The following is a 21,434-nucleotide window of genomic DNA, read 5'->3' as shown; positions in this document are numbered from 1 at the left end:
GCGTATCGCGACAGCGCGAACCCGGCCCTGGTACGGCGGTCGCCGCAACCCGGGCGTTGGGCAGGGTCGGATGTGCGGTCGCCTGGTGACGCTGCCACAATGGCAGGGCCGTGACTGCCACCGAAACTGCCGGCGCCCGCCCGTACCCGGCGCACGCGCCCGCATCCCAGGCCCTGTTCGACCGCGCCACCGGGATCATCCCTGGCGGGGTCAACTCGCCCGTGCGCGCCTTCAGGGCGGTCGGCGGGACCCCCAGGTTCATGGTCCGGGGGTCCGGCCCGTGGCTGTTCGACGCCGACGACCGCCGCTACCTCGACCTGGTCTGCTCCTGGGGACCGCTGATCCTCGGCCACGCCCACCCCGAGGTGGTCGCCGCGCTCAGCGCAGCCGCCGCGCACGGCACCAGCTTCGGTACGCCGACGCCCGGCGAGGTGGAGCTGGCCGCCGAGATCGTCGACCGTACCCCGGTGGAGCAGATCCGGCTGGTCAACTCCGGCACCGAGGCGACGATGTCGGCGATCCGGCTGGCCCGGGGGCACACCGGTCGACCCCGGATCGTCAAGTTCGCCGGCTGCTACCACGGCCACGTCGACGCACTGCTCGCCGCCGCCGGCAGCGGGGTGGCCACCCTCGGGCTGCCCGACTCGCCCGGGGTGACCGGTGCCGCCGCAAGCGAGACGATCGTGCTGCCGTACAACGACGTGGCGGCGGTGGAGGCGACCTTCGCCGAACACGGCGACCAGATCGCCGCGATCATCACCGAAGCGGCCGCCGGCAACATGGGTGTGGTGCCGCCGGCCCCCGGCTTCAACGCCGCGCTGGCCCGGATCGCCCACGCGCACGGCGCGCTACTGATCGTCGACGAGGTGATGACCGGGTTCCGGGTGGCCCGGGGCGGCTGGGCCGAGCTGGAGCCGGTCGACGCCGACCTCTACACGTACGGCAAGGTGATGGGTGGCGGCCTGCCGGCCGCCGCGTTCGGTGGCCGGGCCGAGATCATGCGGCAGCTGGCCCCGGCCGGCCCGGTCTACCAGGCCGGCACGCTCTCCGGGAACCCGCTGGCCTGCGCCGCCGGGCTGGCCACGCTCCGGCTGGCCGACACCGACCTGTACCGGCAGCTCGCCGACACCGCGACCCGGGTCGCCGAGCTGGCCACCGGGGCGCTCACCGCCGCCGGGGTGCCGCACCGGCTCTCCACCGCCGGCACCATGTTCTCGATCTTCTTCACCGACGCCGAGGTCACCGACTACGCTGGCGCCCGCCGGCAGGACGTCGACGCGTACCGGGCCTTCTTCCACGCGATGCTCGCGCACGGCGTCTACCTGCCCCCCAGCGCGTTCGAGGCATGGTTCGTCTCGGCGGCGATCGACGACGCCGCCCTGGAGCAGCTCGCGGCGGCGCTGCCGTCCGCCGCCGCCGCCGCCGCTGCGGCGGCGGCGGCGGCGGCGGACGGCACGCTGCGGGCACCGACGCTGGGGGACAACGGATGAAACGGACGGTCGTCCACGTACTGCGACACGGCGAGGTCCACAACCCGGAGAAGATCCTGTACGGCCGACTGCCCGGTTTCCGCCTCTCCGAACTCGGTGTGCAGATGGCGAAGGCGGCCAGCCAGGCCCTCGCCGACCGGGACGTGGTGCACGTGGTCGCCAGTCCGTTGGAACGCGCCCAGGAGACCGCCGAGCCGATCGCGGCCCAGTTCCGTCTGCCGGTCTCGGTCGACGAACGGCTGATCGAGTCAGCCAACTGGTTCGAGGGCCGGCGCGTCTCCCCCGGCGACGGGTCGTTCCGCGACCCGCGCAACTGGTGGGTGCTGCGCGATCCGGTCACCCCGTCGTGGGGCGAGGCATACACGGCGATCGCCGAGCGGATGTTCGCTGCGGTGCACGCCGCCCGGGTCGCCGCCGAGGGCCATGAGGCAGTCTGCGTCTCCCACCAGCTGCCGATCTGGACGCTGCGCCGCTACCTGGAACGCAAGCGGCTCTGGCACGACCCGCGCCGCCGGCAGTGCGGCCTGGCCAGCCTGACCGCGATCCACTTCGAGGACGCGAAGGTGGTCGGCATTGGCTACTCCGAGCCGGCCGCCCACCTGATCGCCATGTCGCCGTCGGCGCGGACGGCCAAGGGCGCCTGAGATGCGGTCGGCACGTCGTGGGCTGATCGCGCCGGGCCGCCGGTCTGGAGCCGGGCTCGCCCGGTCTGCCGTCCTTCTCGCCGGTACGCTGGCCGCCGCGCTCGCCCTGACCGGCTGCGCGGCCAGCGACTGGGCGACCGACTGCGAGACCGATCAGCGAGGCGTGATCCGGTGCACCGGTGACGACCGGCCGGCAGCGCCGGAGCTGGACGCCGAGCTGCTCGACGGCTCCGCGTTCGATCCGGCGGCGTACCGGGGCCAGGTCCTGGTGGTCAACTTCTGGGGCTCCTGGTGCCCGCCCTGCCGGGCCGAGGCCGCCGACCTGGAGGCCACCTACCAGGCGACCCGGGACCGGGGGGTGCGGTTCCTCGGCATCAACGTCCGCGACGAACGGGACAAGGCACGCGCCTTCGAGGCGGGCCGGGTGACGTACCCGAGCCTGTTCGACCCGGCCAGCCGGCTCGCCCTGGACTTCAACATCCCGCCGAACAGCATCCCCGCGACGATGATCATCGACCGGAGCGGCCGGATCGCCACCGTCGTACGCGCCGAGATCCGTCAGGACGACCTGCAGCCGCTGGTCGAACAGGTCGCCGCCGAGGCGACCGGCGACGATGCCGAGGCGTCCGGCACCGGCACCGAGCCGGATCCGGCCGATGGGTGAGACGTTCGCCGAGATCGCCCGGGGCGGTCCGGTACTGCTGGCTCTCGGCCTGGCCGCGCTGGCCGGACTGGTCAGTTTCCTCTCCCCGTGCATCCTGCCGCTCGCCCCCGGCTACCTGTCGTACGTCACCGGACTGGCCGGCTCCGATCTCGACGCCGCCGGTGGCCGCAGCGGCAGCGGTGGCGGCGCGGGTGCCGGCAGTTCCTTCGGCGGCCGGCACGGCCGGGTGCTGGCCGGGACCCTGCTGTTCATCAGCGGGTTCACTGTGGTCTTCACCCTCACCGCGATCCTGATGGCCAGCGTCGGCCGCCACCTGTTCGTCTACCAGCGGCCGGTGGAGATCGGCGTCGGGCTGCTGATCATCCTGTTCGGGCTCGCCTTCCTCGGTCTGGTACCCGGCCTGCAACGCGAGGTGCGGGTACGCCGGCTGCCGGAGGCCGGCCTGGTCGGCGCCCCGGTGTTCGGCGCGGTATTCGCGCTGTCCTGGACGCCGTGCGTCGGCCCCACCCTCGGTGCGGTGATGGGGATGGCGACGGTCAGCGGCCAGACCGACCGGGCGGTGGCGCTCGCCGTGGCGTACTGCCTCGGACTCGGTCTGCCGTTCGTCGTCTTCGGCCTGGCGTTCCGCCGGCTGCTCGGCGTGTTCACGGTGATCCGGCGCAACAGTCGCTGGGTCACCCGGGTCGGCGGGGCGATGCTGATCCTGGTCGGGGCGGCGCTGGTCACCGGTGCCTGGACCGACTTCGTCATCTGGTTCCAGGCCACCGTCGGGGCCGGCGAGGTCGGCATCTGATGTCCCGGCCGAATCCGGCGCTGGCTCTGCTGCGCAACTCGTGGCGGCAGCTGACCAGCATGCGGACCGCGCTGATTCTGCTCTTCCTGTTGGCGGTGGCGGCGATCCCCGGTTCGCTGCTGCCGCAACGCGACGTCAACATCGAAAACGTCAACGCGTACTTCGCGGCGAACCCGCGGCTGGCCCCGGCGCTCGACCGGCTCGGCATGTTCGACGTGTTCGCCTCGACCTGGTTCGCGGCGATCTACCTGCTGCTGTTCACCTCACTGGTCGGCTGCATCGTGCCTCGGCTGCGCGAGCACATCCGTGCGCTACGGGCCGCGCCACCGGCCGCGCCGCGCCGGCTGGACCGGCTGCCGCAACATGCCCGCTGGGCCACCGCCGGCGACGCCGCGACCGGCGACGCACCCACCGCCGCGCGGTACGCGATCGCCGCCGAGCTGCGCCGCCGTCGCTGGCGGGTCACCGTCACCGAGGACAGCGTCGCCGCCGAGAAAGGCCACCTGAAGGAGACCGGCAACCTGGTCTTCCACCTGTCGCTGATCGGCGTCCTGCTCGGGGTCGCCGTGGGCAGCTGGTTCGGCTGGAACGGCAACCGGCTGCTGGTCGCCGGGCCGGACACCGCGTTCTGCAACACCGTGCAGCAGTACGACGAGTACCGGCTCGGCCCGCGGATCTCCGACCGCGACCTGCCCCGGTTCTGCCTGGAGCTGACCAACTTCACCGCCGCCTTCCTGGACACCGGACAGCCGGCCAGTTACTCCGCCGAGGTGCGGGTCGACGCCGACGGCGGTGCCGCCCGGACCGAGACGTTCTCGGTGAACTCCCCGCTGCGCCTTGACGGCGCCAACATCTACCTGCTCGGGCACGGCTACGTGCCGGTGCTGCGCTACACCGACCGCTACGGGCAGGCGCAGACCGTCTCCGCGCCGTTCCTGGCCGTCGACGGGATGCTGACCAGCGAAGGGGTCGCCAGCTTCCCGGACGCCAACGTCGACCCGGCGAACGGCGAACGTGATCCGCAGCTCCAGGTGGCCTTCGAAGGGCTCTTCCTGCCGTCCGCCCCGCAGCAGCCGCCGTATGTCCGCTCCACCCACCCGGAGCTGCGCGACCCGGCGGTGATGCTGTGGGCGTACCGGGGCAACCTTGGGCTGGACGCCGGTATCCCCGGCTCGGTCTACCAGATCGACCAGCGGCAGGTGGAGGCCGGCAGGCTGCTGCCGGTCGGTGACCCGCAGCTGCTGCGGGTCGGCGAGGCCATGACCCTGGACGACGGCACCACCATCGAATTTCTCGACATCTCGCAGTACGTGACCCTGTCGGTCCGGCACGATCCCGGCAGTGGCCTGCTGCTGGCCAGCTCGGCGGCGTTGCTGCTCGGGCTGATGCCGGCACTGTTCGGCCGACGACGCCGGCTGTGGTTCCGGGTCACACCGGCCGGCCCCGACGCAGCTGCAACGACACCCGGTAGTAGCTTGGTCGAGGCCGGTGGGCTGCCGCGCACCGACCATCCCGGGTTCGGCGACGAGTTCCGGGAGCTCATCCGGGCGCTCGGCGGCGACGCCGGGCCACGGGAAGGACGGCACTGATGTCAGCACTGTCGGATCAACTCCTGGTGGTGGCGATCTTCGCGTACCTGCTCGCGATGATCTGCCACGCGGTCGAAGCCGGGTTCGGCACCCGGCGTACCGCCGCCGCATCGGTGCCCGACCGCGAACTCGCCGCCGTCGCGGCTGCCGGGACCGGCGGCGGGCCCGCGCAGCCGGCGCCCGGATCCGACCTGACCGGTCCGGCCAGCTACAAGACCACGGGTACGGGCAGCGAGCGGACCGGCTGGCCGGCGGTCGGACTCGCCGGCTGGTTCGCCGTCGGCGCCACCGTGCTGGGTGCCCTGTTCCACCTGGCCTGCCTGGTCACCCGAGGGGTCGCCGCCGAGCGGCTGCCGTGGGGCAACATGTACGAGTACGTGCTGGCGATCACCTTCGTCGGGGTGGCCGCCTGGCTGGTGCTGGTCTACCGCCGGCCGTCGCTGCGGCTGCTCGGCCTGTTCGTCGCGCTCGTCATGGTGGCCCTGCTCGGCTTGGCCGGCCTGGTGTTCTACACCCCGATCACGCCGCTGGTGCCGGCCCTGCAGTCCTACTGGTACAGCATCCACGTCTCGACGATCATGGCGTCCTCCGGTCTGCTGCTGCTCGGCTCGGTCCCGGCCGCCATGTTCCTGCTCCGGTCCGGCTACGAGCAGGGCCGGCGTGGCTTCCCCTACCTGCTCGCCAAGCGGGTCCCGGCCGCCGCCTCGCTGGAACGGCTCACCTTCGGGCTGCACGCGATCGGCTTCCCGGTGTTCACCTTCGCGGTGATCGCCGGGGCGATCTGGGCGGAACACGCCTGGAGCCGGGCCTGGGCCTGGGACCCGAAGGAGACCTGGGCGTTCATCTCCTGGGTGATCTACGCCGGCTACCTGCACGCCCGGGCGACCCCGAGCGTGCGGCGGACCACGGTCACCTGGATCGCGATCCTCGGCTTCCTCACCATGCTGATGAACCTGTTCGGGGTCAACTACTTCTTCGAAAGCCTGCACTCGTACGCGTGACGCCCGACCGGGGCGGGCCGCATCCGCCGGGATCTCTCCGACCTCTGCGACCCGCCCCGGGTCAGCGAACTGGTGTCGCGTTACTTCGACGAACCGGTCTCGTCGTCGCCGGTGACCAGCACGACCCGCTTGCGCCGGCCGAGCAGGAGGACCACCACGCCGGCGATCAGGATCGCGGCGCCACCCGCCGCGACCAGCCCGGCCTTGGCCCCGGTGACCGGCAGTCCGCCGCCGGCACCGGACCCGCCGCCTGACCCACCGCCGGTGCCCGGCTGCTCGCCGGTCGGGTTGATCAGCACCAGCGCCTCGTTGTTGTCCAGGTTCCGGTCGTACCACGGCTCCGGCGAGCCGTCCCAGTCACTGATCTCGACCAGGCCTTCGGCGTCCGGAATCACTTCGTTGATCAGCAACGTGAAGGTGTGCTCGAACTCCTCGCCCGACCGGGAGATCCAGTCCGGGCTACCGCACACGTACCATGATTCGCCCGGCCCGGCACCGCTTGGGAAGCCGTTCTCGTCGAGCGTGTAGCACCCCTCCGGCACCTCGGTGACCTCAGTGCCCTCCGGGGTGTGGAAGGCGAAGTGGACCGCCGGGTCACCGCTGCGCCGGGTCACCGTCCCGGGCCCCAGGTTGGCGGCGCCGAGAGTGACCTGGACGGTGTCGCCGACCACGCCCTCGGCAGTGGCGCCGACCGCGGCCATGTCCGCCTGGTTGTCGACCTCGACCGACACGTAACCGATGTTGTCCAGCTCGTCGAGGTCAGCGGCGGCCCGGCCCATCGCCGGACCGCCGGTCGTCACGGCGCCGAGCGTCCGGCCACTTCCCCGGGTCAGTCCGGCCCGGGCGGACAGGCTGACCTCGCCACCAGGCAGCACCGTGTAGTCGGCGGACTCGCGCAGCGCGGTCTCGGTCGGGGTGACTTCGAAGCCGCCGACGATCTCGAAGCCTTCTCCCGGTGCGAGTTCGAGGTCGATGTCACACACTGCGTAGCTGTCGTCCGGGAAGGTCGTGTACGAGCAGTTGTCGTACCGGGTGAGCTCCATCGCCGTACCACTGAAGATCAACTGCAGTCCGTCGGTCGGCTGGTTGCCGGCGTTGTAGCCGTCGATCGGCACCGCGACCGTCTCACCGGGGGCCACCAGTCCGAGGTCCTCGCCGCCGCTGGTGACCACCAGATCAGGGCCGTCGCCGAGAGTGATCCTTGCCGAACCGGGGTTGTCGCGGGCGTTGGCCGCAGAAGCCGTCCAGCTGATCTGCCCGCTGTCGCCGACGTCGGCGCCGCTCGCGGCGGCGAGTCCGATCGGCATCACGAAGGATCCGTACGGGCCGGCGTCGAACAGGTCCAACTCGCAGGTGACGGTGCCAACGTCGGCGGTGCATCGCGACGGGAACTCGACGTCGACGACCCCGGCCAGCCCGGAGACGTCGACAGTGACCAGCGGGTCGACGATCCCGTCAGACAGGTAGATCTGCGCCGGTACGTACTTGCCGGGGGAACCGGGGCCGCCGATGGTGACGTCGTTGAGCCAGAACTCCAGGTAGCCATCCTCGCTCTGGGCTGACGCGGCGGTCGGCAGGGCGACGAGCAGCGCGCCGGCGGCCACCAGTGAAACCCCCAGGCAGGCCGAGAGATGCCGCCGGGATCCGTCGAAGACCATGGGTGTCCTTATGGGAAGTGAGAGGGACGCACGATCCTAAGCGGGCCGACCGGCAGCACGCCGCCCCGCAAGGCCAAGACGGGATGAACCGGACGCGGCGCGAATCACCGCCCCGGGTGGTGGCACCGGCCGCCAGGTAGGCCAGACTTGGCGGTATGGCGGCTCCAGGTTTCCCGTACCAGGATCTGAAGGACTTCGTCGCGGCGCTGGAGACGGCCGGTGAGCTGCGGCGGGTCGACGTACCGGTGGATCCGACGCTGGAGATCAGCGAGGTCGTCACCCGGACCGTGCGGGCCGGCGGGCCGGCGCTGCTGTTCGACCGGCCCACCCGGGGCGAGATGCCGGTGGCGATCAACCTGTTCGGCACCGAGAAGCGCACCGCGATGGCGCTCGGCGTCGAGAACCTGAACGAGATCGGCGACCGGATCGGGGCGATGATCAAGCCCGACCTGCCGGTCGGCTGGTCCGGCATCCGCGACGGACTCGGCAAGGTCATGCAGCTCACCTCGCTGCCCCCGCGCAAGGTCAAGACCGCGCCCTGCCAGGAGGTCGTCTACACCGGTGCGGACGTCGACCTGAACCGGCTGCCCGGGCTGCAGGTCTGGCCCGGCGACGGCGGGATCTTCCACAACTACGGGCTGACCCACACCAAGCACCCGGAGACCGGCAAGCGCAACCTGGGCCTGTACCGGCTGCAGCAGCACTCGCCCACCACGCTCGGGATGCACTGGCAGATCCACAAGGACTCCACCGCCCACCACGCAGTCGCCGAACGGCGCGGCGAGCGGCTTCCGGTTGCGGTGGCGATCGGCTGCGACCCGGTGGTCAGCTACTCGGCGTCGGCACCGCTGCCCGGCGACATCGACGAGTACCTGTTCGCCGGGTTCCTGCGCGGCCAGCGGGTCGAGATGGTCGACTGCAAGACCGTACCGTTGCAGGTGCCGGCGCACGCCCAGATCGTGCTGGAGGGCTATCTGGAGCCGGGCGAGCGGCTGCCGGAGGGCCCGTTCGGCGACCACACCGGCTTCTACACCCCGGTCGAACCGTTCCCGGTGCTGCACATCGAATGCATGACCACGCAGCGCGACCCGCTCTACCACTCGATCATCACCTCGAAGCCGCCCCAGGAGGACCACGGGCTCGGCAAGGCCACCGAACGGATCTTCCTGCCGCTGCTGCGGATGCTGATCCCGGACATCGTCGACTACGACCTGCCGGCCGCCGGGGTGTTCCACAACTGCGTGATCGTGTCGATCCGCAAGCGCTACCCGAAGCACGCCCAGAAGATCATGTCGGCGATCTGGGGCGCCCACCTGCTGTCGCTGTCGAAGCTGATCGTCGTGGTCGACGACGACTGCGACGTGCACGACTACCACGAGGTGGCGTTCCGCGCCTTCGGCAACGTCGACTACGCCCGCGACCTGCTGCTCACCGAAGGCCCGGTGGACCACCTCGACCACTCGTCGTACCAGCAGTTCTGGGGCGGCAAGGCCGGCGTGGACGCGACCCGCAAGCTGCCCACCGAGGGCTACACCCGGGGCTGGCCGCAGGAGATGACGATGTCTCCGGAGATCGTCTCGCTGGTGGACAAGCGGTGGCGGGAGTACGGGATCTCGTGAGCGCCGCAGCCACCGCCGGACCGGCCGGCGCGCCCGCCGCCCCGGTCGGCAGGATCCGAGCCTTCCTACGGCTCGTCGCGATCGAACACTCGGTCTTCGCGCTGCCGTTCGCGTACCTGTCCGCGCTGACCGTGATGGCCCGCCTCGACGGTGGCGTCCGCTGGCTCGACCTGCTGCTGATCACCGTGGCGATGGTCGGTGCCCGGACGTTCGCCATGGCCGCGAACCGGATCATCGACCGGCACGTCGACGCGCGCAATCCGCGTACCGCCGGTCGGGAACTGGTGACCGGGGCGGTCAGCGTCCGGACGGCCTGGACCGGCGCGGTGGTCGCGCTGGTGGTCTTCCTCGGCGCCGCCGCCGCGCTGAACCCGCTCTGCCTGGCGCTCGCCCCGCTGGCGGCGGTCCCGCTGGTGGTCTACCCGTACGCCAAGCGGTTCACCGACTGGCCGCACGCGGTGCTCGGGCTGGCCCAGCTGGTCGGCCCGGTCGGTGCCTGGCTGGCGGTCACCGGCACCTTCGACGGAGCCGGGCCGGCGATCCTGCTCGGCGCGGCGGTCGGGCTGTGGATCGGCGGCTTCGACCTGATCTACGCCTGTCAGGACGCCGAGGTCGACCGGGAAATCGGGGTACGCAGCGTACCCGCCCGGTACGGTCGACGTTTCGCGCTGCACGCCTCGACGGTGGCGCACCTGGTGACGTTCGCCCTGTTCGGGTGGTTCGGCGTGCTGGTCGGCTTCGGCTGGCCGTGGTGGATCGGGTTGGCGTTGACCGCGGTGGCGTTCGGCTACCAGCATCTGGTGGTGACGCCGACCGACCTGTCCCGGGTCAACCGGGCGTTCTTCACCGCCAACGGCTTCGTCGGCATCGCGTTGTTCGCGTTCGCCCTGGTCGATCTGGTGGTACGGCTCGGCCTGCGTTGACCGTTGACCGCCCCGGCCGGGTCAGCGCCGCTGCTGGTAGCGGGCGCTCTCGAACGACCAGTCGATGGTGCCGCGGACGGCGTATCCGACCCCGGCCAGCAGGCCGCGCGCCGCCCGGTCGTGGTCCGGCCCGAACGACGGCACCTCGGCTTGGCGTGCGCCGAACGCCGCCATCTCGGCCCGCCACCGGTGCGCGACGATGACCAGCGCGTCGCCGATCGGCACCCGCCGCGTCTCGGCGACCGCCACCACCAGGTTGTGACCGCCGGCGGTGGTCAGGTCGCGAGGCAGTGAGAAGAAGTCGTTGTACCAGGAGAGCAGGTCGTTGCCGGCGACAAGGACATCGCGCACCCGGGGGTGGTGGAAGACGGCGTCCGGCACCGGGTCGCCGGTCGCGTACTCGATCAGGGTGTACGCCACGTGCGCCGCCGAGGTGGCTCGGCGCAACTCGACGTACTCGTCCGGGCCGGGGCGGTAACCGGCCGCTTTGTTCGCCGCCTCGCGTACCGCTCCGTCGAGGTGCTCCGCCACCGCCTCGACGAACCGTCGGTGCCACCAGTCGGGCATCGACTGGCGCACGGTCTGCCACGGACCGGCGAGCATCCGGCGCAGCGGCCCGGCCATGACCGGGTGACTGCCCGGCGCCGGGTCACTGCGCAGCACCGCCAGCACTTCGTCGGCGAGTTGGCGCAACCTCCCCTCCTGCGGATCCGCGACCCCGTCGAACTCGTCGTCGAGCAGGAAGAACCAGGCGAACATGGCGGCTACCACACGCAGCCGGCCGATCGGCGCACCCGGATAGAGCCGGGCGGCGTACCGGCCGATTCGGGCCCCGGCGAGCCGACGGTGGGTGGCGGTGCCCGGTGGCAGGCCGCACCGCTGCAGCCAGCCGGGCAGCCAGGCGTCGGCCTGCGCCGCGTACGGGGACAGCACGGTGGGCAGCGGGCACGCGGCGCGCAACTCCACGAGCAGTTCGCCGAGCAGTTCGGCGGCCGGCCCGTCGAGGTAGGCAGAGCCGTACGGGATGTCGCGGCGGTGTGGCGACGGGGTGAATTTGCGGGAGTCCATGGGCTGCCTGCGAAGTTGCTGCCAATGTGTCCGTAAGGCGGGTCGTCTTACCCTATGGGGTGACCGGGCACCGGCGACAGCCCGCGACCAGCCACGCGAACAGGGATTTCGATGAGAAGACCATGGGTGATCGGCGTCTCCGGGGCGTCCGGTACGCCGTACCCGGCCGCGGTGCTCCGCGCGCTGCTCGACGCCGGCCATCCGGTCGACCTGGTGGTGTCCCGCGCGGCCCGGCTCACCCTGCTCGACGAGACAGGCGCGCCGCTGCGGGACAGTCACTGGCACGCCGACCTGGCCCGCTGGCTCGGCCGTGGGCTGGACGACGCGGACGTACGGTTCTGGCCGGCGGGTGATCTCGCCGCCGGGCCGAGCAGTGGCTCGTACCAGGTACGCGGGATGGTGGTCGTACCGGCCAGCACGGCCGCCTGTGCCGGCATCGCCATCGGGCTGTCGAAGGATCTGCTGCAGCGGGCCGCCGAGGTGAACCTCAAGGAACGCCGGCCGGTCGTGCTGGTCCCCCGGGAGACCCCGGTGACCCGCAGTCACCTGGAGCACCTGCTCGCCCTGCACGATGCGGGGGCGGTGGTGCTGCCGGCCAGTCCGGGCTTCTACGGTGCGGGTGCCGGGGCCACCGCCGCCCAGCTGGTCGACTTCGTCGCCGGCAAGGTGCTGGACGCGCTCGGCGTACCGCACGATCTGTTCCGGCGGTGGTCCGGCGAGTTGGGCGCGGACCGGCCGTGACCACCGGCTCAGTACCGCCGGTGTCAGTACGGCCCGGCCGCTCCTGATCCGTTTTCGGTGTGCCGGGGCCGGGTGGTCTCCGCGCTTTCCGCCTGCATCTCCTCCAGCACGCCTTCGCCTTCGAGTAGCGCACGCACCTCGGACTCCCGAAACCGGCGATGGCCTCCGGGAGTTCGGATACTGCCGATCCGGCCGGCCGCTGCCCATCGTGTGACGGTCTTCGGGTCGACACGGAACAGCGCGGCCACCTCGCCCGGCGTCAGCAGACGATCTCCAGTGTCCACGGTCCCCTCCTCGCGTCCACGACGGCTCTGGCGTGGCCAGTCAGCCCCCCGATGGACCGTGTGCCAGATGCCGTAGTGCCAGACGTACGGCCATTAGAGCACCGGCCGACCGCCGTGTCCGGGAAATGAGGAAAGCTACCCGACTGGGCAGTTAACCGGTAGGATTTGCGCCCTATGTTGTAATTTACCCCAGCTCGTCGACCAGCGGGCCACCCGGGCGCGCGACAGGCACTAGGGTCTACATCCCGTGGACGCCATCGACCTCCGGCTCGTCGACCTGCTGCGCGGCAACGCCCGGTTCTCCTACGCCGAACTCGCCCGCCAGGTCGGACTCTCCGCACCCGCCGTACACGAACGGATCGGCAAGCTCGAAACCTCCGGCGTGCTGCGCGGCTACCGGGCCGACGTACAGCCGGAATCGGTCGGCCTCGGCGTCACCGCCCTGATCGGACTGGTCGAAGATTCAGGTGCTGACACCGAGGCGGTGCTCGACGCGCTGCGCGACATGCCGGAAATCGAGTCCTGCTACTTCATGGCCGGCACCGAGTCGTTCCTCTGCCTCGCCCGGGTCGGCACCATCGCCGAGCTGGAACAGCTCATCATGCGGCTGAATCGGACACCGGGCATCGCCAACACCCGGACCAGCGTCACGCTGTCCACCAAATGGGAGAACCGGCCCCGCCCCCTGACCGGGTGATACGGCGAGGTCACTTGTTACCGTCTGCGAGTGAATCAACTGGACCGGTACGACGACGCCGGCCGGGCCTGGGTGACCGACGCGATCGCCAAGGTCGAGGCGGACGCCAACCGGTCCGCCGACACCCACCTGTTGCCGTTCCCACTCCCCCCGTCCTGGGGCATCGACCTCTACCTCAAGGACGAGTCGGTGCACCCTACCGGCTCGCTCAAGCACCGGCTGGCCCGCTCGTTGTTCCTCTACGGCCTGTGCAACGGGTGGATCGGGCCGCGGACCACGATCGTCGAGGCGTCGTCCGGCTCCACCGCCATCTCCGAGGCGTACTTCGCCCGCATGCTCGGCCTGCCGTTCGTCGCGGTGATGCCCGCCGGCACCTCGGCGGAGAAGATCGCCCAGATCGAGTTCCACGGTGCCCGCTCCCACCTGGTCCGCGACCCGGCCGCGGTAGTGATCGAGGCACGGTGGCTCGCCGAAGACCTTGGCGGGCACTTCATGGACCAGTTCACCTACGCCGAACGGGCCACCGACTGGCGGGGCAACAACAACATCGCCGAGTCGATCTTCGCCCAGCTGGCGCTGGAACGGCACCCGGTCCCGCACTGGATCGTGGTCGGTGCCGGCACCGGCGGCACCAGCGCCACCATCGGCCGGTACGTCCGCTACCAGCGGCACCGCACCAAGATCTGCGTCGTCGACCCGGAGAACTCCGCCTTCTACCCGGCATGGTGCAGCGGTGACTGGTCGACCTCGACCGGCCGGGGGTCGGTGATCGAGGGGATCGGTCGGCCGACCGTCGAAGCGTCCTTCCAGCCGTCCGTGGTGGACCGGATGATCCAGGTCCCGGACGCCGCCTCACTGGCCGCCATGCGCATCGCCAGCGAACTGCTGGGTCGGCGGGTCGGCGGATCGACCGGCACCAACCTGTGGGGCGCGTTCGCGCTGATCGCACAGATGCGGGCCGCCGGCGAGCAGGGCTCGGTGGTGACGCTGCTGTGCGACAGCGGCGAACGGTACGCCGCCAGCTACTACTCGGCCGACTGGCTGACCCGGCACGGGATCGATCTGGCACCGTACCGGGCCGTGGCCGAACAGTTCCTGCGTACCGGCGAATGGCCGACCGACGTGCGTTGATCGGGATCAGGCGCGCTGCGCCAGCCCCGGGTAGTGCAGCACGAACCCGTCCGGATCCACCATCACATCGGCAGTGAAGCTGTCGCTGCGGTACCGGACCCGGTCAGCGTCGAGCACCGTGTAGGTCTGCTCCATCGGTATCACCTCCAGGCTCGGCACCCGGACCCAGGCCGCGACCAGCCGGTGCTCCTGCCCGACCGGCTGCTCCGACAACCGCAACCGGCGGATCGGCAGGGTGTTGAACAGCGGCGCCCCGCCCAGATCGACGTCGAACGCCGCGTCGAGCCGGCCCGGTTCCTCGGTGCCTGGCAGGCCGACCGGGCTGCGCCCGGCCGACCGCAGAGCACGGTCCAGGTCACCCTGTTCGGCGGTGCTCACCCGCCACCGGCCGAGCGCCCGTTCCATCCGTACGGTCCGCAGCCAGCCGGCACCCTCGACGGTGACGGTGAGCCGGACGGCGGCCCACTGCTCGTCGGTGGCGAGCTCGTAGTGGCAGCTGTACGGCAGTGGCGCCGCCGCCACCGCCACCCCGCGAGCGGTCAGCCCGCGCTGGTCGTCGAAGAGGACCTGATCGGCACCGCCGGTGTCCGTCCGCGTCCAGACGATCGATTTCGGCAACGTCGGCATGTTCCCGACCGTACCGGCCCGACGAGCCGCCGCGGAGCGGGTCGCCGGCGCCGGCCACGCACGCGCGTCAGTAGCTGCGGCTCGGCCGCCGATCGGTGAAGCGCCGGTCACCACCGCCGCGCCGCCGGTCACCACCCGCCCGGTCGGCGCCACCGCGGCCGGCGCGGTCGGCACCACCCCGCGCACCCCGCTCGCCGTCGCCCCGGAAGCGGTCAGCCCCGTCGGATCGGGAGCGGTCGCCCCGCCCCCGGAAGCGGTCGGTGCGGTCCGGCCGGAACCGGTCCCCCCGCGCGCGGGACTGCCGGGGCGGCTCCGGCTCGTTCACGATCGGTACGCCGCTCGGCTCGGTTGCTCCGGTCAGCTCGGACAGCGCGGCGTCGCCGCGGCGTACCCGGGTCTGGGCCGGCTCCACCCCGGCCTTCTCCAGCATGGCCAGGGTGCTGCGCCGCTGTTTCGGCAGCACCAGGGTGGCGACCGCGCCGGACTCGCCGGCCCGCGCGGTCCGCCCCGCCCGGTGCAGGTAGTCCTTGGGGTCCTTCGGCGGGTCGACGTGCACCACCAGCGAGACCCCGTCCACGTGGATACCTCGGGCGGCCACGTCCGTGGCAACCAGGACGTTCGTCCGCCCTTCCTTGAACTCGGCGAGGGTACGGGTGCGTACCCGCTGGGTCTTGCCGCCGTGCAGGGCACCGGCCCGCACCCCGACCGACGCCAGCTGGTCCACCAGCCGATCCACGCCCAGCTGGGTACGGGCGAACATCATGGTCCGCCCGGAACGGGCGGCGATCGAAGCAGCCACGGCGAACTTGTCGCTCGGCGGGATCAGCAGCAGATGATGGTCCATGGTGGTCACGGCGGCGGTGGCCGGCGCGGTGGAATGGGTGACCGGGTCGGTCATGAACCGCTGGACCAGTGTGTCGACGTCGTTGTCCAAGGTGGCCGAGAAGAGCAGCCGCTGAGCATCCGCCGGAGTCTTGGCCAACAGCTCGGTGACCTCCGGCAGGAAGCCCATGTCGGCCATCTGGTCCGCCTCGTCCAGGACGGTGATCTCGATGTCGTCCAGCTGGCAGACGCCGCGCTGGATCAAGTCACCGAGCCGCCCCGGCGTGGCCACGATGATCTCCACACCGCGACGCAGCGAATCGATCTGCCGGTCGTACGGGACGCCGCCGACCGCTGTCTTGAGGAAGACCCCGACCGCCCGGCCCAGCGGGAACAACGCGTCGTTGACCTGCATCGCCAGCTCGCGGGTGGGGACCAGGATCAGTGCCCGGGGCCGCAGTGGGCGGGCTCGGCGGCCGTCGGCGATCCGAGCCAGCAACGGCAGGCCGAACGCCAGGGTCTTGCCGGAGCCGGTCTGGCCCCGGCCGAGCACGTCCCGGCCGGCCAACGCGTCGGGCACGGTGGCGCGCTGGATCTCGAACGGAGTGGTGATGCCCTCCCGGGCGAGCGTCCGGACCAGTTGCCGGGGCAACCCGAGCGCCGCGAAGTCAGGCTCGGCGGCAACCGGCCCGGCGGCCGTGGCCACGACGACCGGCTCGGCGGTCTGGCTGGTCGCCGGCTCCGCCGGCAGGTCGGCGGCTTCGGGCACGGTGTCGAGAACGGAGGGGAACGTGCTGGGATCAGCGAAGGTGGTCAAGAAAACCTCTCAGAGCGGGGCGGATCTTCGCGAATGGCCCGTTCCGGTGTGCACCGTTGAATCGCCCGCAAGATCGCCCATGAGCACGCGGTAGCGCGCCGGGTTGATGATCGAGTGACAAGTGTACGGGTTTGCCGCGCTGCTGCCACCTGACCCGTCCGACCGGTGGGCCGACTCACCCAGCCGATCCGGCGTCAACCGCCCAGCAGCCCGTCGAAGATGTCGGTGAAGGTGTTACCCACGGCGAGCACCGCGACGATGCCGATCACCACCATCACGGCCAGACCGACCACCATGGCCAGCACCACCTTGGTGGTGCTGCGGTCCTCCCGCTCGGGCAGATCCGCCCAGCCCTGGGCCAGGATGTGGCCGGTCAGCGAGCCGGAGTTCTCCACGGCGGGGTTGAAGACCACGCCGCCGGGTGCGCCGGACATCCCGCCGGGTGCCCCCATCGGCAGACCCATCGTCGGATCGGCCGCTGGCCGGTTGGCCGCACCGGGTTGGGAAGGTACGCCGGGAGCACCGGCCGGGCCGGGTCCGGGCGTGTCGCTGTCGGGCCGACGGGCCCCGTACACCCGCCCGGCCGCCGGGGCCGGGGTGCTGCGTGCCCACTGCCCGTAGGCCGGCGAAGGCTCCGGCGGCACGACCGGCTCCGGCGGCACGACCGGCTCCGGCGGCGCCGGCGGCTGGTGCCAGGGCGTCGGCGGTGACTCGCGCCACGACGTCGGTGGAACCGCCGGTGGGATCGTGTAGCCGCCGGCCGCCTGGGTCATCTGGTACGCGGTCCCGGCTGGCGGCGGGACCGGCGGCGGCGGAGTCGGGCCCGGTGGATTCGGACCCGGGCCCGGCGGGTACGGGCCCGGCACCGGATCGGGTGAGGTCGGCCGTGGCGGCAACGGCGGAGCCGGGGCCGGGGCGGGTTCCGGCTCGGGTGCGGTCGGCCCGGACGGCGGTTCCGCAGGTGCGGGTGGCTGTACCGGGTCGGGGGGTAGGGCCGGACCGCTGGGCGAGGGCTCCTCGGTACGACGCGCACCGTAGATCCGGGTCCCGCCGGTCGGCATCCGGAGCGCCCCGACGTCGCTGGCGGAGACCCGTTGCGCTCCGGCCACCGTGGCGCGGGCACGGGCCGACGCGGCCTCCCCGCTGGCCGCCGGAGGCGACGACATCGCGGCGGGTTGCTCGCTCGCGGCGGCTGCGGACGCCGACGCAGCATGGTCGACCGACGGCTGGTCAGATGTGGCCGACGGCTGGTCGGTTGTGGCCGGCGGCTGCCAGGGCAAGGCGAACGCCGACCATGCGGAAGCCGGCGAGGCGGAAGCGGACGGCCCGGCCGCTGGCGAGATCGGAGCCGACGGCTCGGCCGACGACGGGGAAGACGTACCAGGCACGACCGGGACGTCGGCACTGGAGCCGGTGCCGACCGACGATGCCCACAGCGCCCCCGCCGGTGGCGGCGGCGGCGGACTGAACGGAGCCGGCAACTCCTCTGCCGGTGGCGGCGCCGATCCGGACCGGTCGACCTGGTCGGGCACCCGCCGCTGACCACCGTCGACCTGGTCCACCGACGACCAGGGCCGAGCTTCGTCCATCACTGCCTCCCGTGCCAGCTCACCGGAACACCTCCGGCCGGTGAGGAGTCCGCCGGTTTACCGTGCCATACCGATGCACCTCGGCACAGCCGGAGTATCGGCGTACCGACCGTGGCCGTCTGTCCGGTCCTGGGCGCAACGGTCCGACCGGAGGACGTACGGTCACCCTTCCAGCGGGCCTGCGCTCGGGGTGCCGGTCGACGTCGCCGACGCGCTCGGGCCGGCCGATGCGGAACTCGACTCGCTCGGGGTACTGGTCGGCGTCCCGGAGCCGCTCGCGTCCGGATCCGGGGTCCCGGAGCCGGGGTCGGTCGGCGATGGGCTCGGATCACTCGGCGTCGGCATCGGACCGGGCGTGGACGGGCTGGTCGACGGCGACGGGGAAGGCGACGGCGAATCCGTCGGGTCCGGGGACGGCGAGTCGGACGGATCGGGCGACGGCGAATCCGTGGGGTCCGGCGACGGTGTGGGCGTCGGAGTCGGTGTGGGCGTAGGCGTCGGAGTCGGTGTGGGTGTGGGTGTGGGTGTGGGTGTGGGCGTCGGAGTCGGTGTGGGCGTAGGCGTCGGTGCGACCTCGCGGATGACCCGGGTCGCCGCGTAGAACCGGGACCACCAGACGGTGGAAACTTTGACCACGTCTCCGGTGGTCGGCGCGTGCACCATCTTGCCGTTACCGACGTACATCCCGACATGGTGCACCGTCGTCCAGCTGGACCCGGAGGCGAAAAAGATCAGGTCACCGGGTAGCAGTGCCGACCGGTCCACCTTGTTGTGCCGGGTCGCGTAGTACTGGTCCTTGGCCACCCGGGGCAGGCTGAAGTAGTCGGCGCCGGGCGACCGGTACGCCGCCCACATCAGGCCGGAACAGTCGTAGCGGTGCGGCCCCTCGGCCCCCCACAGGTACGGCTTGCCGAGCTGCTTGAGGGCGAACTCCAGGGCGGCGACGGCACGGGGATGGGCGGCGGCACCGTCGATCCCGTCGATGCCCTGTCCGATTTCCTGCTCGGCGGCCTCCCGCTGGCGTTCGATCGCCACCAGCTGCTCGGTGTTCTGCTCTTTCAGCGCGAGCAGCGCGGTCTCCCGCTGCTTGAAGGTGCCCTCGGTGCTGCCGAACTCGCTGCGCAACGCGTCGACCAGGGCCAGCGCCGCCGTGTACGTCTGGTACGCCTCCTGCTCGGCGGCTGCGGCGAGCGAGACGTCCCGGTTGGCGGCGTCGGTGCCGACGCCAGGCTGCTGGCCCCGCTGCAGCCGGGATAGGGCACCGAGTCCGTGCAGGTCACCGCGGTACTCGCCGGGCGGCATCGCGGCGGCGTCCTTCAACGCGTAAGACGCCGCGCTGTCCGCGTCCCGCTGCGCCTCGATCAGCGCGGTTCGCGCCTCGCGCAGCGACTGCTCGGCGGCGGCCAGCGCGGTCTCCGCCGCGGTCCGCTCCTGTTCGAGCTCGAGCAGCTGCTGACCGAGCAGCGCGACCTCGGTCTCACCGGCGTAGATCTGCGCGGCGAGCGGGCCCTCCACCGGGGTGGGGGTGATGGCCGGCGCGTTGGTCGTCGGGCCGGTGCCGGGCAGCTGCAGGCCGCCGGCGGGCACCGGCCGACTGCCGGTGTCCGGCACGGTCGCCGGCTGGGCGTACACCGGGGAGGCGAGGGCGACTGCGGTGACGGCACCGAGCAGGCCGGCCCACAGGGCCGGGCTCAGCCGGACCGGAACGGCACCGACCATCACGAACCGGCGTTGCCGTCGTGCTCCGTCGCGCCGCTGGCCCACTGCCGCGCCCCTGCTTCTTCGTGCCATGCCTGCCCGCTCGCTCCCGTACGGCGCGTTTGTCCGGTGCTGATGCGCCGGAACCGAGTCGCGTCGCCTGGTGTCGCCCGTCCCACATCGGTCTTACCGCACGGGGCTGCTGATGTCGATGATTCGTGAGGTAACGAGAAGCTGAGAGGTTGGCGACCCGGGCATGACGCAGGTCGCTCTGCCGCCGGGCGACGAGCCGACCGGCGGTCCTGAGACGTACGCTCGAACGCGGATCACGGCTGATGGTCGTCGACGGCGGGTCGTCGGCGTGGCCGGCCGGGAAGGGGCATGGCGGACGTGGACGCTGGTCGCAAGCGTGAGCTCGAGGAGAAGGTGTACGCCGGGGAGCGGCTGGACTACACCGACGGGGTGGACCTGTACGCCAGCGACGACCTCGCCTGGCTGGGCCGGCTGGCGCACCACCGGCGGACCGAGCTCAACGGCGACCGGGTCATGTTCAACGTCAACCGGCACCTGAATCTGACCAACGTGTGCAGCGCCTCCTGCGCGTACTGCTCGTTCCAGCGCAAGCCGGGCGAGAAGGACGCGTACACGATGCGCATCGACGAGGCCGTCCGTAAGGCCAAGGAGATGGAGGACGAGCAGCTCACCGAGCTGCACATCGTCAACGGCCTGCACCCGACCCTGCCCTGGCGGTACTACCCGAAGGTGCTGCGCGAGCTCAAGGCTGCGCTGCCGAACGTCAAGCTCAAGGCGTTCACCGCGACCGAGGTGCAGTGGTTCGAAAAGATCAGCGGGCTGCCGGCGGACGAGATCCTCGACGAGCTGATGGACGCCGGTCTGGAGTCGCTGACCGGTGGCGGCGCGGAAATCTTCGACTGGGAGGTCCGCCAGCACATCGTCGACCACGCCTGTCACTGGGAGGACTGGTCACGGATTCACCGGCTGGCGCACAGCAAGGGGCTACGGACGCCGTCGACGATGCTCTACGGCCACATCGAGGAGCCCCGGCACCGGGTGGACCACGTGCTGCGGCTGCGCGAGTTGCAGGACGAGACCGGCGGTTTCACCGTCTTCATCCCGCTGCGCTACCAGCACGACTTCGTCGACTCGGCGGACGGCAAGATCCGTAACCGGATCCAGGAGCGCACCACGATGGCGGCACCGGCCGAGTCGTTGAAGACCTTCGCGGTGTCCCGGCTGCTGTTCGACAACGTGCCGCACGTCAAGTGTTTCTGGGTGATGCACGGGCTGTCCGTGGCGCAGTTGTCGCTCAACTTCGGTGTCGACGACCTGGACGGGTCGGTGGTCGAGTACAAGATCACCCACGACGCGGACTCCTACGGCACGCCGAACACCATGCACCGCGAGGACCTGCTGCACCTGATCTGGGACGCCGGCTTCCAGCCGGTTGAGCGGGACACCCGCTACCAGGTGGTACGCGAGTACGACCGGCCGCCGGCGCTGGCCGACCGGCGGGCCGAGCCACAGCAGATCTGGGCCTGACACAGCCGGTCCGGCAAGG

General features: G+C 71.6%; 20 protein-coding genes. 13 read left to right on the top strand and 7 right to left on the bottom strand.

Annotated features, from left to right (window positions below):
- Positions 1–110: 110 nt before the first annotated feature.
- Genes hemL through ccsB form a run of 6 tightly spaced genes read left to right on the top strand, consistent with a single transcriptional unit; the run spans position 111 to position 6,181 of the window.
- Positions 111–1,490 (top strand): glutamate-1-semialdehyde 2,1-aminomutase, encoded by a 1,380-nt coding sequence (hemL, locus tag O7621_RS06655; protein WP_282233214.1) that lies wholly within the window; start codon positions 111–113, stop codon positions 1,488–1,490.
- Positions 1,487–2,134: a histidine phosphatase family protein gene (locus O7621_RS06650; protein ID WP_123607031.1), complete on the top strand. Its 648-nt coding sequence runs from the start codon at positions 1,487–1,489 to the stop codon at positions 2,132–2,134. The genes hemL and O7621_RS06650 overlap by 4 nt, the downstream gene beginning before the upstream one ends.
- 1 nt (position 2,135) lies before the next feature.
- On the top strand, positions 2,136–2,798 hold the full coding sequence (locus O7621_RS06645; protein ID WP_282233213.1) for a TlpA disulfide reductase family protein: 663 nt from the start codon (positions 2,136–2,138) through the stop codon (positions 2,796–2,798).
- On the top strand, positions 2,791–3,591 hold the full coding sequence (locus O7621_RS06640; protein WP_282233212.1) for a cytochrome c biogenesis protein CcdA: 801 nt from the start codon (positions 2,791–2,793) through the stop codon (positions 3,589–3,591). The genes O7621_RS06645 and O7621_RS06640 overlap by 8 nt, the downstream gene beginning before the upstream one ends.
- The gene (locus tag O7621_RS06635; RefSeq protein ID WP_282233211.1) at positions 3,591–5,180 is read left to right on the top strand and encodes a cytochrome c biogenesis protein ResB; all 1,590 of its coding nucleotides are present in this window, start codon (positions 3,591–3,593) and stop codon (positions 5,178–5,180) included. The genes O7621_RS06640 and O7621_RS06635 overlap by 1 nt, the downstream gene beginning before the upstream one ends.
- Complete coding sequence (ccsB, locus tag O7621_RS06630) at positions 5,180–6,181, top strand: c-type cytochrome biogenesis protein CcsB (protein ID WP_282233210.1); 1,002 nt, start codon at positions 5,180–5,182, stop codon at positions 6,179–6,181. Before O7621_RS06635 ends, ccsB begins: the two co-directional genes overlap by 1 nt.
- Positions 6,182–6,261: 80 nt before the next feature.
- On the opposite strand, the gene O7621_RS06625 is transcribed toward ccsB, so the two are convergent.
- Positions 6,262–7,839 carry a hypothetical protein gene (locus O7621_RS06625; RefSeq protein WP_282233209.1) on the bottom strand — a complete coding sequence of 526 codons (1,578 nt, stop codon included), beginning with the start codon at positions 7,837–7,839 and terminating at the stop codon, positions 6,262–6,264.
- Between the two features lie 155 nt (positions 7,840–7,994).
- Here O7621_RS06625 and O7621_RS06620 point away from each other — a divergent pair, with 155 nt between their 5' ends.
- Entirely contained in the window at positions 7,995–9,458 is a 1,464-nt protein-coding gene (locus O7621_RS06620) for a menaquinone biosynthesis decarboxylase (RefSeq protein WP_282233208.1), read from the top strand.
- Positions 9,455–10,381 carry a menaquinone biosynthesis prenyltransferase MqnP gene (gene mqnP / locus O7621_RS06615; RefSeq protein WP_282233207.1) on the top strand — a complete coding sequence of 309 codons (927 nt, stop codon included), beginning with the start codon at positions 9,455–9,457 and terminating at the stop codon, positions 10,379–10,381. The genes O7621_RS06620 and mqnP overlap by 4 nt, the downstream gene beginning before the upstream one ends.
- 21 nt (positions 10,382–10,402) lie before the next feature.
- Here mqnP and O7621_RS06610 read toward each other — a convergent pair whose 3' ends face one another.
- A complete protein-coding gene (locus tag O7621_RS06610; protein WP_282233206.1) occupies positions 10,403–11,449 on the bottom strand; it encodes a terpene synthase in 1,047 nt (348 codons plus the stop codon).
- Between the two features lie 111 nt (positions 11,450–11,560).
- Here O7621_RS06610 and O7621_RS06605 point away from each other — a divergent pair, with 111 nt between their 5' ends.
- Positions 11,561–12,190: a UbiX family flavin prenyltransferase gene (locus O7621_RS06605; protein ID WP_282233205.1), complete on the top strand. Its 630-nt coding sequence runs from the start codon at positions 11,561–11,563 to the stop codon at positions 12,188–12,190.
- Between the two features lie 23 nt (positions 12,191–12,213).
- Here O7621_RS06605 and O7621_RS06600 read toward each other — a convergent pair whose 3' ends face one another.
- Positions 12,214–12,474, bottom strand: a complete 261-nt coding sequence (locus tag O7621_RS06600; protein ID WP_347403703.1) for a BldC family transcriptional regulator — start codon at positions 12,472–12,474, stop codon at positions 12,214–12,216.
- Positions 12,475–12,721: 247 nt separating this feature from the next.
- Between O7621_RS06600 and O7621_RS06595 the strand changes: the two genes are divergently transcribed.
- Together O7621_RS06595 and O7621_RS06590 are read left to right on the top strand one after the other, a co-directional pair.
- On the top strand, positions 12,722–13,171 hold the full coding sequence (locus O7621_RS06595) for an Lrp/AsnC family transcriptional regulator (protein WP_282233204.1): 450 nt from the start codon (positions 12,722–12,724) through the stop codon (positions 13,169–13,171).
- Positions 13,172–13,201: 30 nt separating this feature from the next.
- Positions 13,202–14,302 carry a PLP-dependent cysteine synthase family protein gene (locus tag O7621_RS06590; RefSeq protein WP_282233203.1) on the top strand — a complete coding sequence of 367 codons (1,101 nt, stop codon included), beginning with the start codon at positions 13,202–13,204 and terminating at the stop codon, positions 14,300–14,302.
- A 6-nt stretch (positions 14,303–14,308) separates the two neighbouring features.
- Here O7621_RS06590 and O7621_RS06585 read toward each other — a convergent pair whose 3' ends face one another.
- The 3 genes from O7621_RS06585 to O7621_RS06575 form a co-directional block, all read right to left on the bottom strand.
- On the bottom strand, positions 14,309–14,929 hold the full coding sequence (locus O7621_RS06585; RefSeq protein ID WP_282233202.1) for a putative glycolipid-binding domain-containing protein: 621 nt from the start codon (positions 14,927–14,929) through the stop codon (positions 14,309–14,311).
- A gap of 67 nt (positions 14,930–14,996) precedes the next feature.
- Complete coding sequence (locus O7621_RS06580; RefSeq protein ID WP_282234474.1) at positions 14,997–16,457, bottom strand: DEAD/DEAH box helicase; 1,461 nt, start codon at positions 16,455–16,457, stop codon at positions 14,997–14,999.
- 305 nt (positions 16,458–16,762) lie between these two features.
- Positions 16,763–17,341, bottom strand: a complete 579-nt coding sequence (locus tag O7621_RS06575) for a hypothetical protein (RefSeq protein ID WP_282233201.1) — start codon at positions 17,339–17,341, stop codon at positions 16,763–16,765.
- 337 nt (positions 17,342–17,678) lie between these two features.
- Between O7621_RS06575 and O7621_RS06570 the strand changes: the two genes are divergently transcribed.
- Complete coding sequence (locus O7621_RS06570) at positions 17,679–18,110, top strand: hypothetical protein (RefSeq protein ID WP_282233200.1); 432 nt, start codon at positions 17,679–17,681, stop codon at positions 18,108–18,110.
- A gap of 209 nt (positions 18,111–18,319) precedes the next feature.
- Here the strand turns inward: O7621_RS06570 and O7621_RS06565 are convergent, their stop codons facing one another.
- Positions 18,320–19,948, bottom strand: coding sequence for a C40 family peptidase (locus O7621_RS06565; protein ID WP_282233199.1), 1,629 nt, complete (start codon positions 19,946–19,948; stop codon positions 18,320–18,322).
- A gap of 297 nt (positions 19,949–20,245) precedes the next feature.
- On the opposite strand from O7621_RS06565, the gene mqnE reads away from it, so the two are divergent.
- Positions 20,246–21,415: an aminofutalosine synthase MqnE gene (gene mqnE, locus O7621_RS06560; protein ID WP_282234473.1), complete on the top strand. Its 1,170-nt coding sequence runs from the start codon at positions 20,246–20,248 to the stop codon at positions 21,413–21,415.
- Positions 21,416–21,434 lie beyond the last annotated feature (19 nt).

Source organism: Solwaraspora sp. WMMD937 (genome assembly GCF_029581175.1).
Lineage (GTDB): Bacteria > Actinomycetota > Actinomycetes > Mycobacteriales > Micromonosporaceae > Micromonospora_E.
Note: the sequence above shows the minus strand (reverse complement) of the source record. Positions and strands in the feature narration are given on the sequence as shown.

Bases quoted from the DNA above. Each gene is read 5' to 3' on its own strand.
- O7621_RS06650 (WP_123607031.1), top strand. From the start codon at position 1,487: ATGAAACGGACGGTCGTCCACGTACTGCGACACGGCGAGGTCCACAAC.
- O7621_RS06645 (WP_282233213.1), top strand. From the start codon at position 2,136: ATGCGGTCGGCACGTCGTGGGCTGATCGCGCCGGGCCGCCGGTCTGGA.
- O7621_RS06640 (WP_282233212.1), top strand. From the start codon at position 2,791: ATGGGTGAGACGTTCGCCGAGATCGCCCGGGGCGGTCCGGTACTGCTG.
- O7621_RS06635 (WP_282233211.1), top strand. From the start codon at position 3,591: ATGTCCCGGCCGAATCCGGCGCTGGCTCTGCTGCGCAACTCGTGGCGG.
- ccsB (WP_282233210.1), top strand. From the start codon at position 5,180: ATGTCAGCACTGTCGGATCAACTCCTGGTGGTGGCGATCTTCGCGTAC.
- O7621_RS06625 (WP_282233209.1), bottom strand. From the start codon at position 7,839: ATGGTCTTCGACGGATCCCGGCGGCATCTCTCGGCCTGCCTGGGGGTT.
- O7621_RS06620 (WP_282233208.1), top strand. From the start codon at position 7,995: ATGGCGGCTCCAGGTTTCCCGTACCAGGATCTGAAGGACTTCGTCGCG.
- O7621_RS06610 (WP_282233206.1), bottom strand. From the start codon at position 11,449: ATGGACTCCCGCAAATTCACCCCGTCGCCACACCGCCGCGACATCCCG.
- O7621_RS06605 (WP_282233205.1), top strand. From the start codon at position 11,561: ATGAGAAGACCATGGGTGATCGGCGTCTCCGGGGCGTCCGGTACGCCG.
- O7621_RS06585 (WP_282233202.1), bottom strand. From the start codon at position 14,929: ATGCCGACGTTGCCGAAATCGATCGTCTGGACGCGGACGGACACCGGC.
- O7621_RS06575 (WP_282233201.1), bottom strand. From the start codon at position 17,341: ATGACCCAGGCGGCCGGCGGCTACACGATCCCACCGGCGGTTCCACCG.
- O7621_RS06565 (WP_282233199.1), bottom strand. From the start codon at position 19,948: ATGGCACGAAGAAGCAGGGGCGCGGCAGTGGGCCAGCGGCGCGACGGA.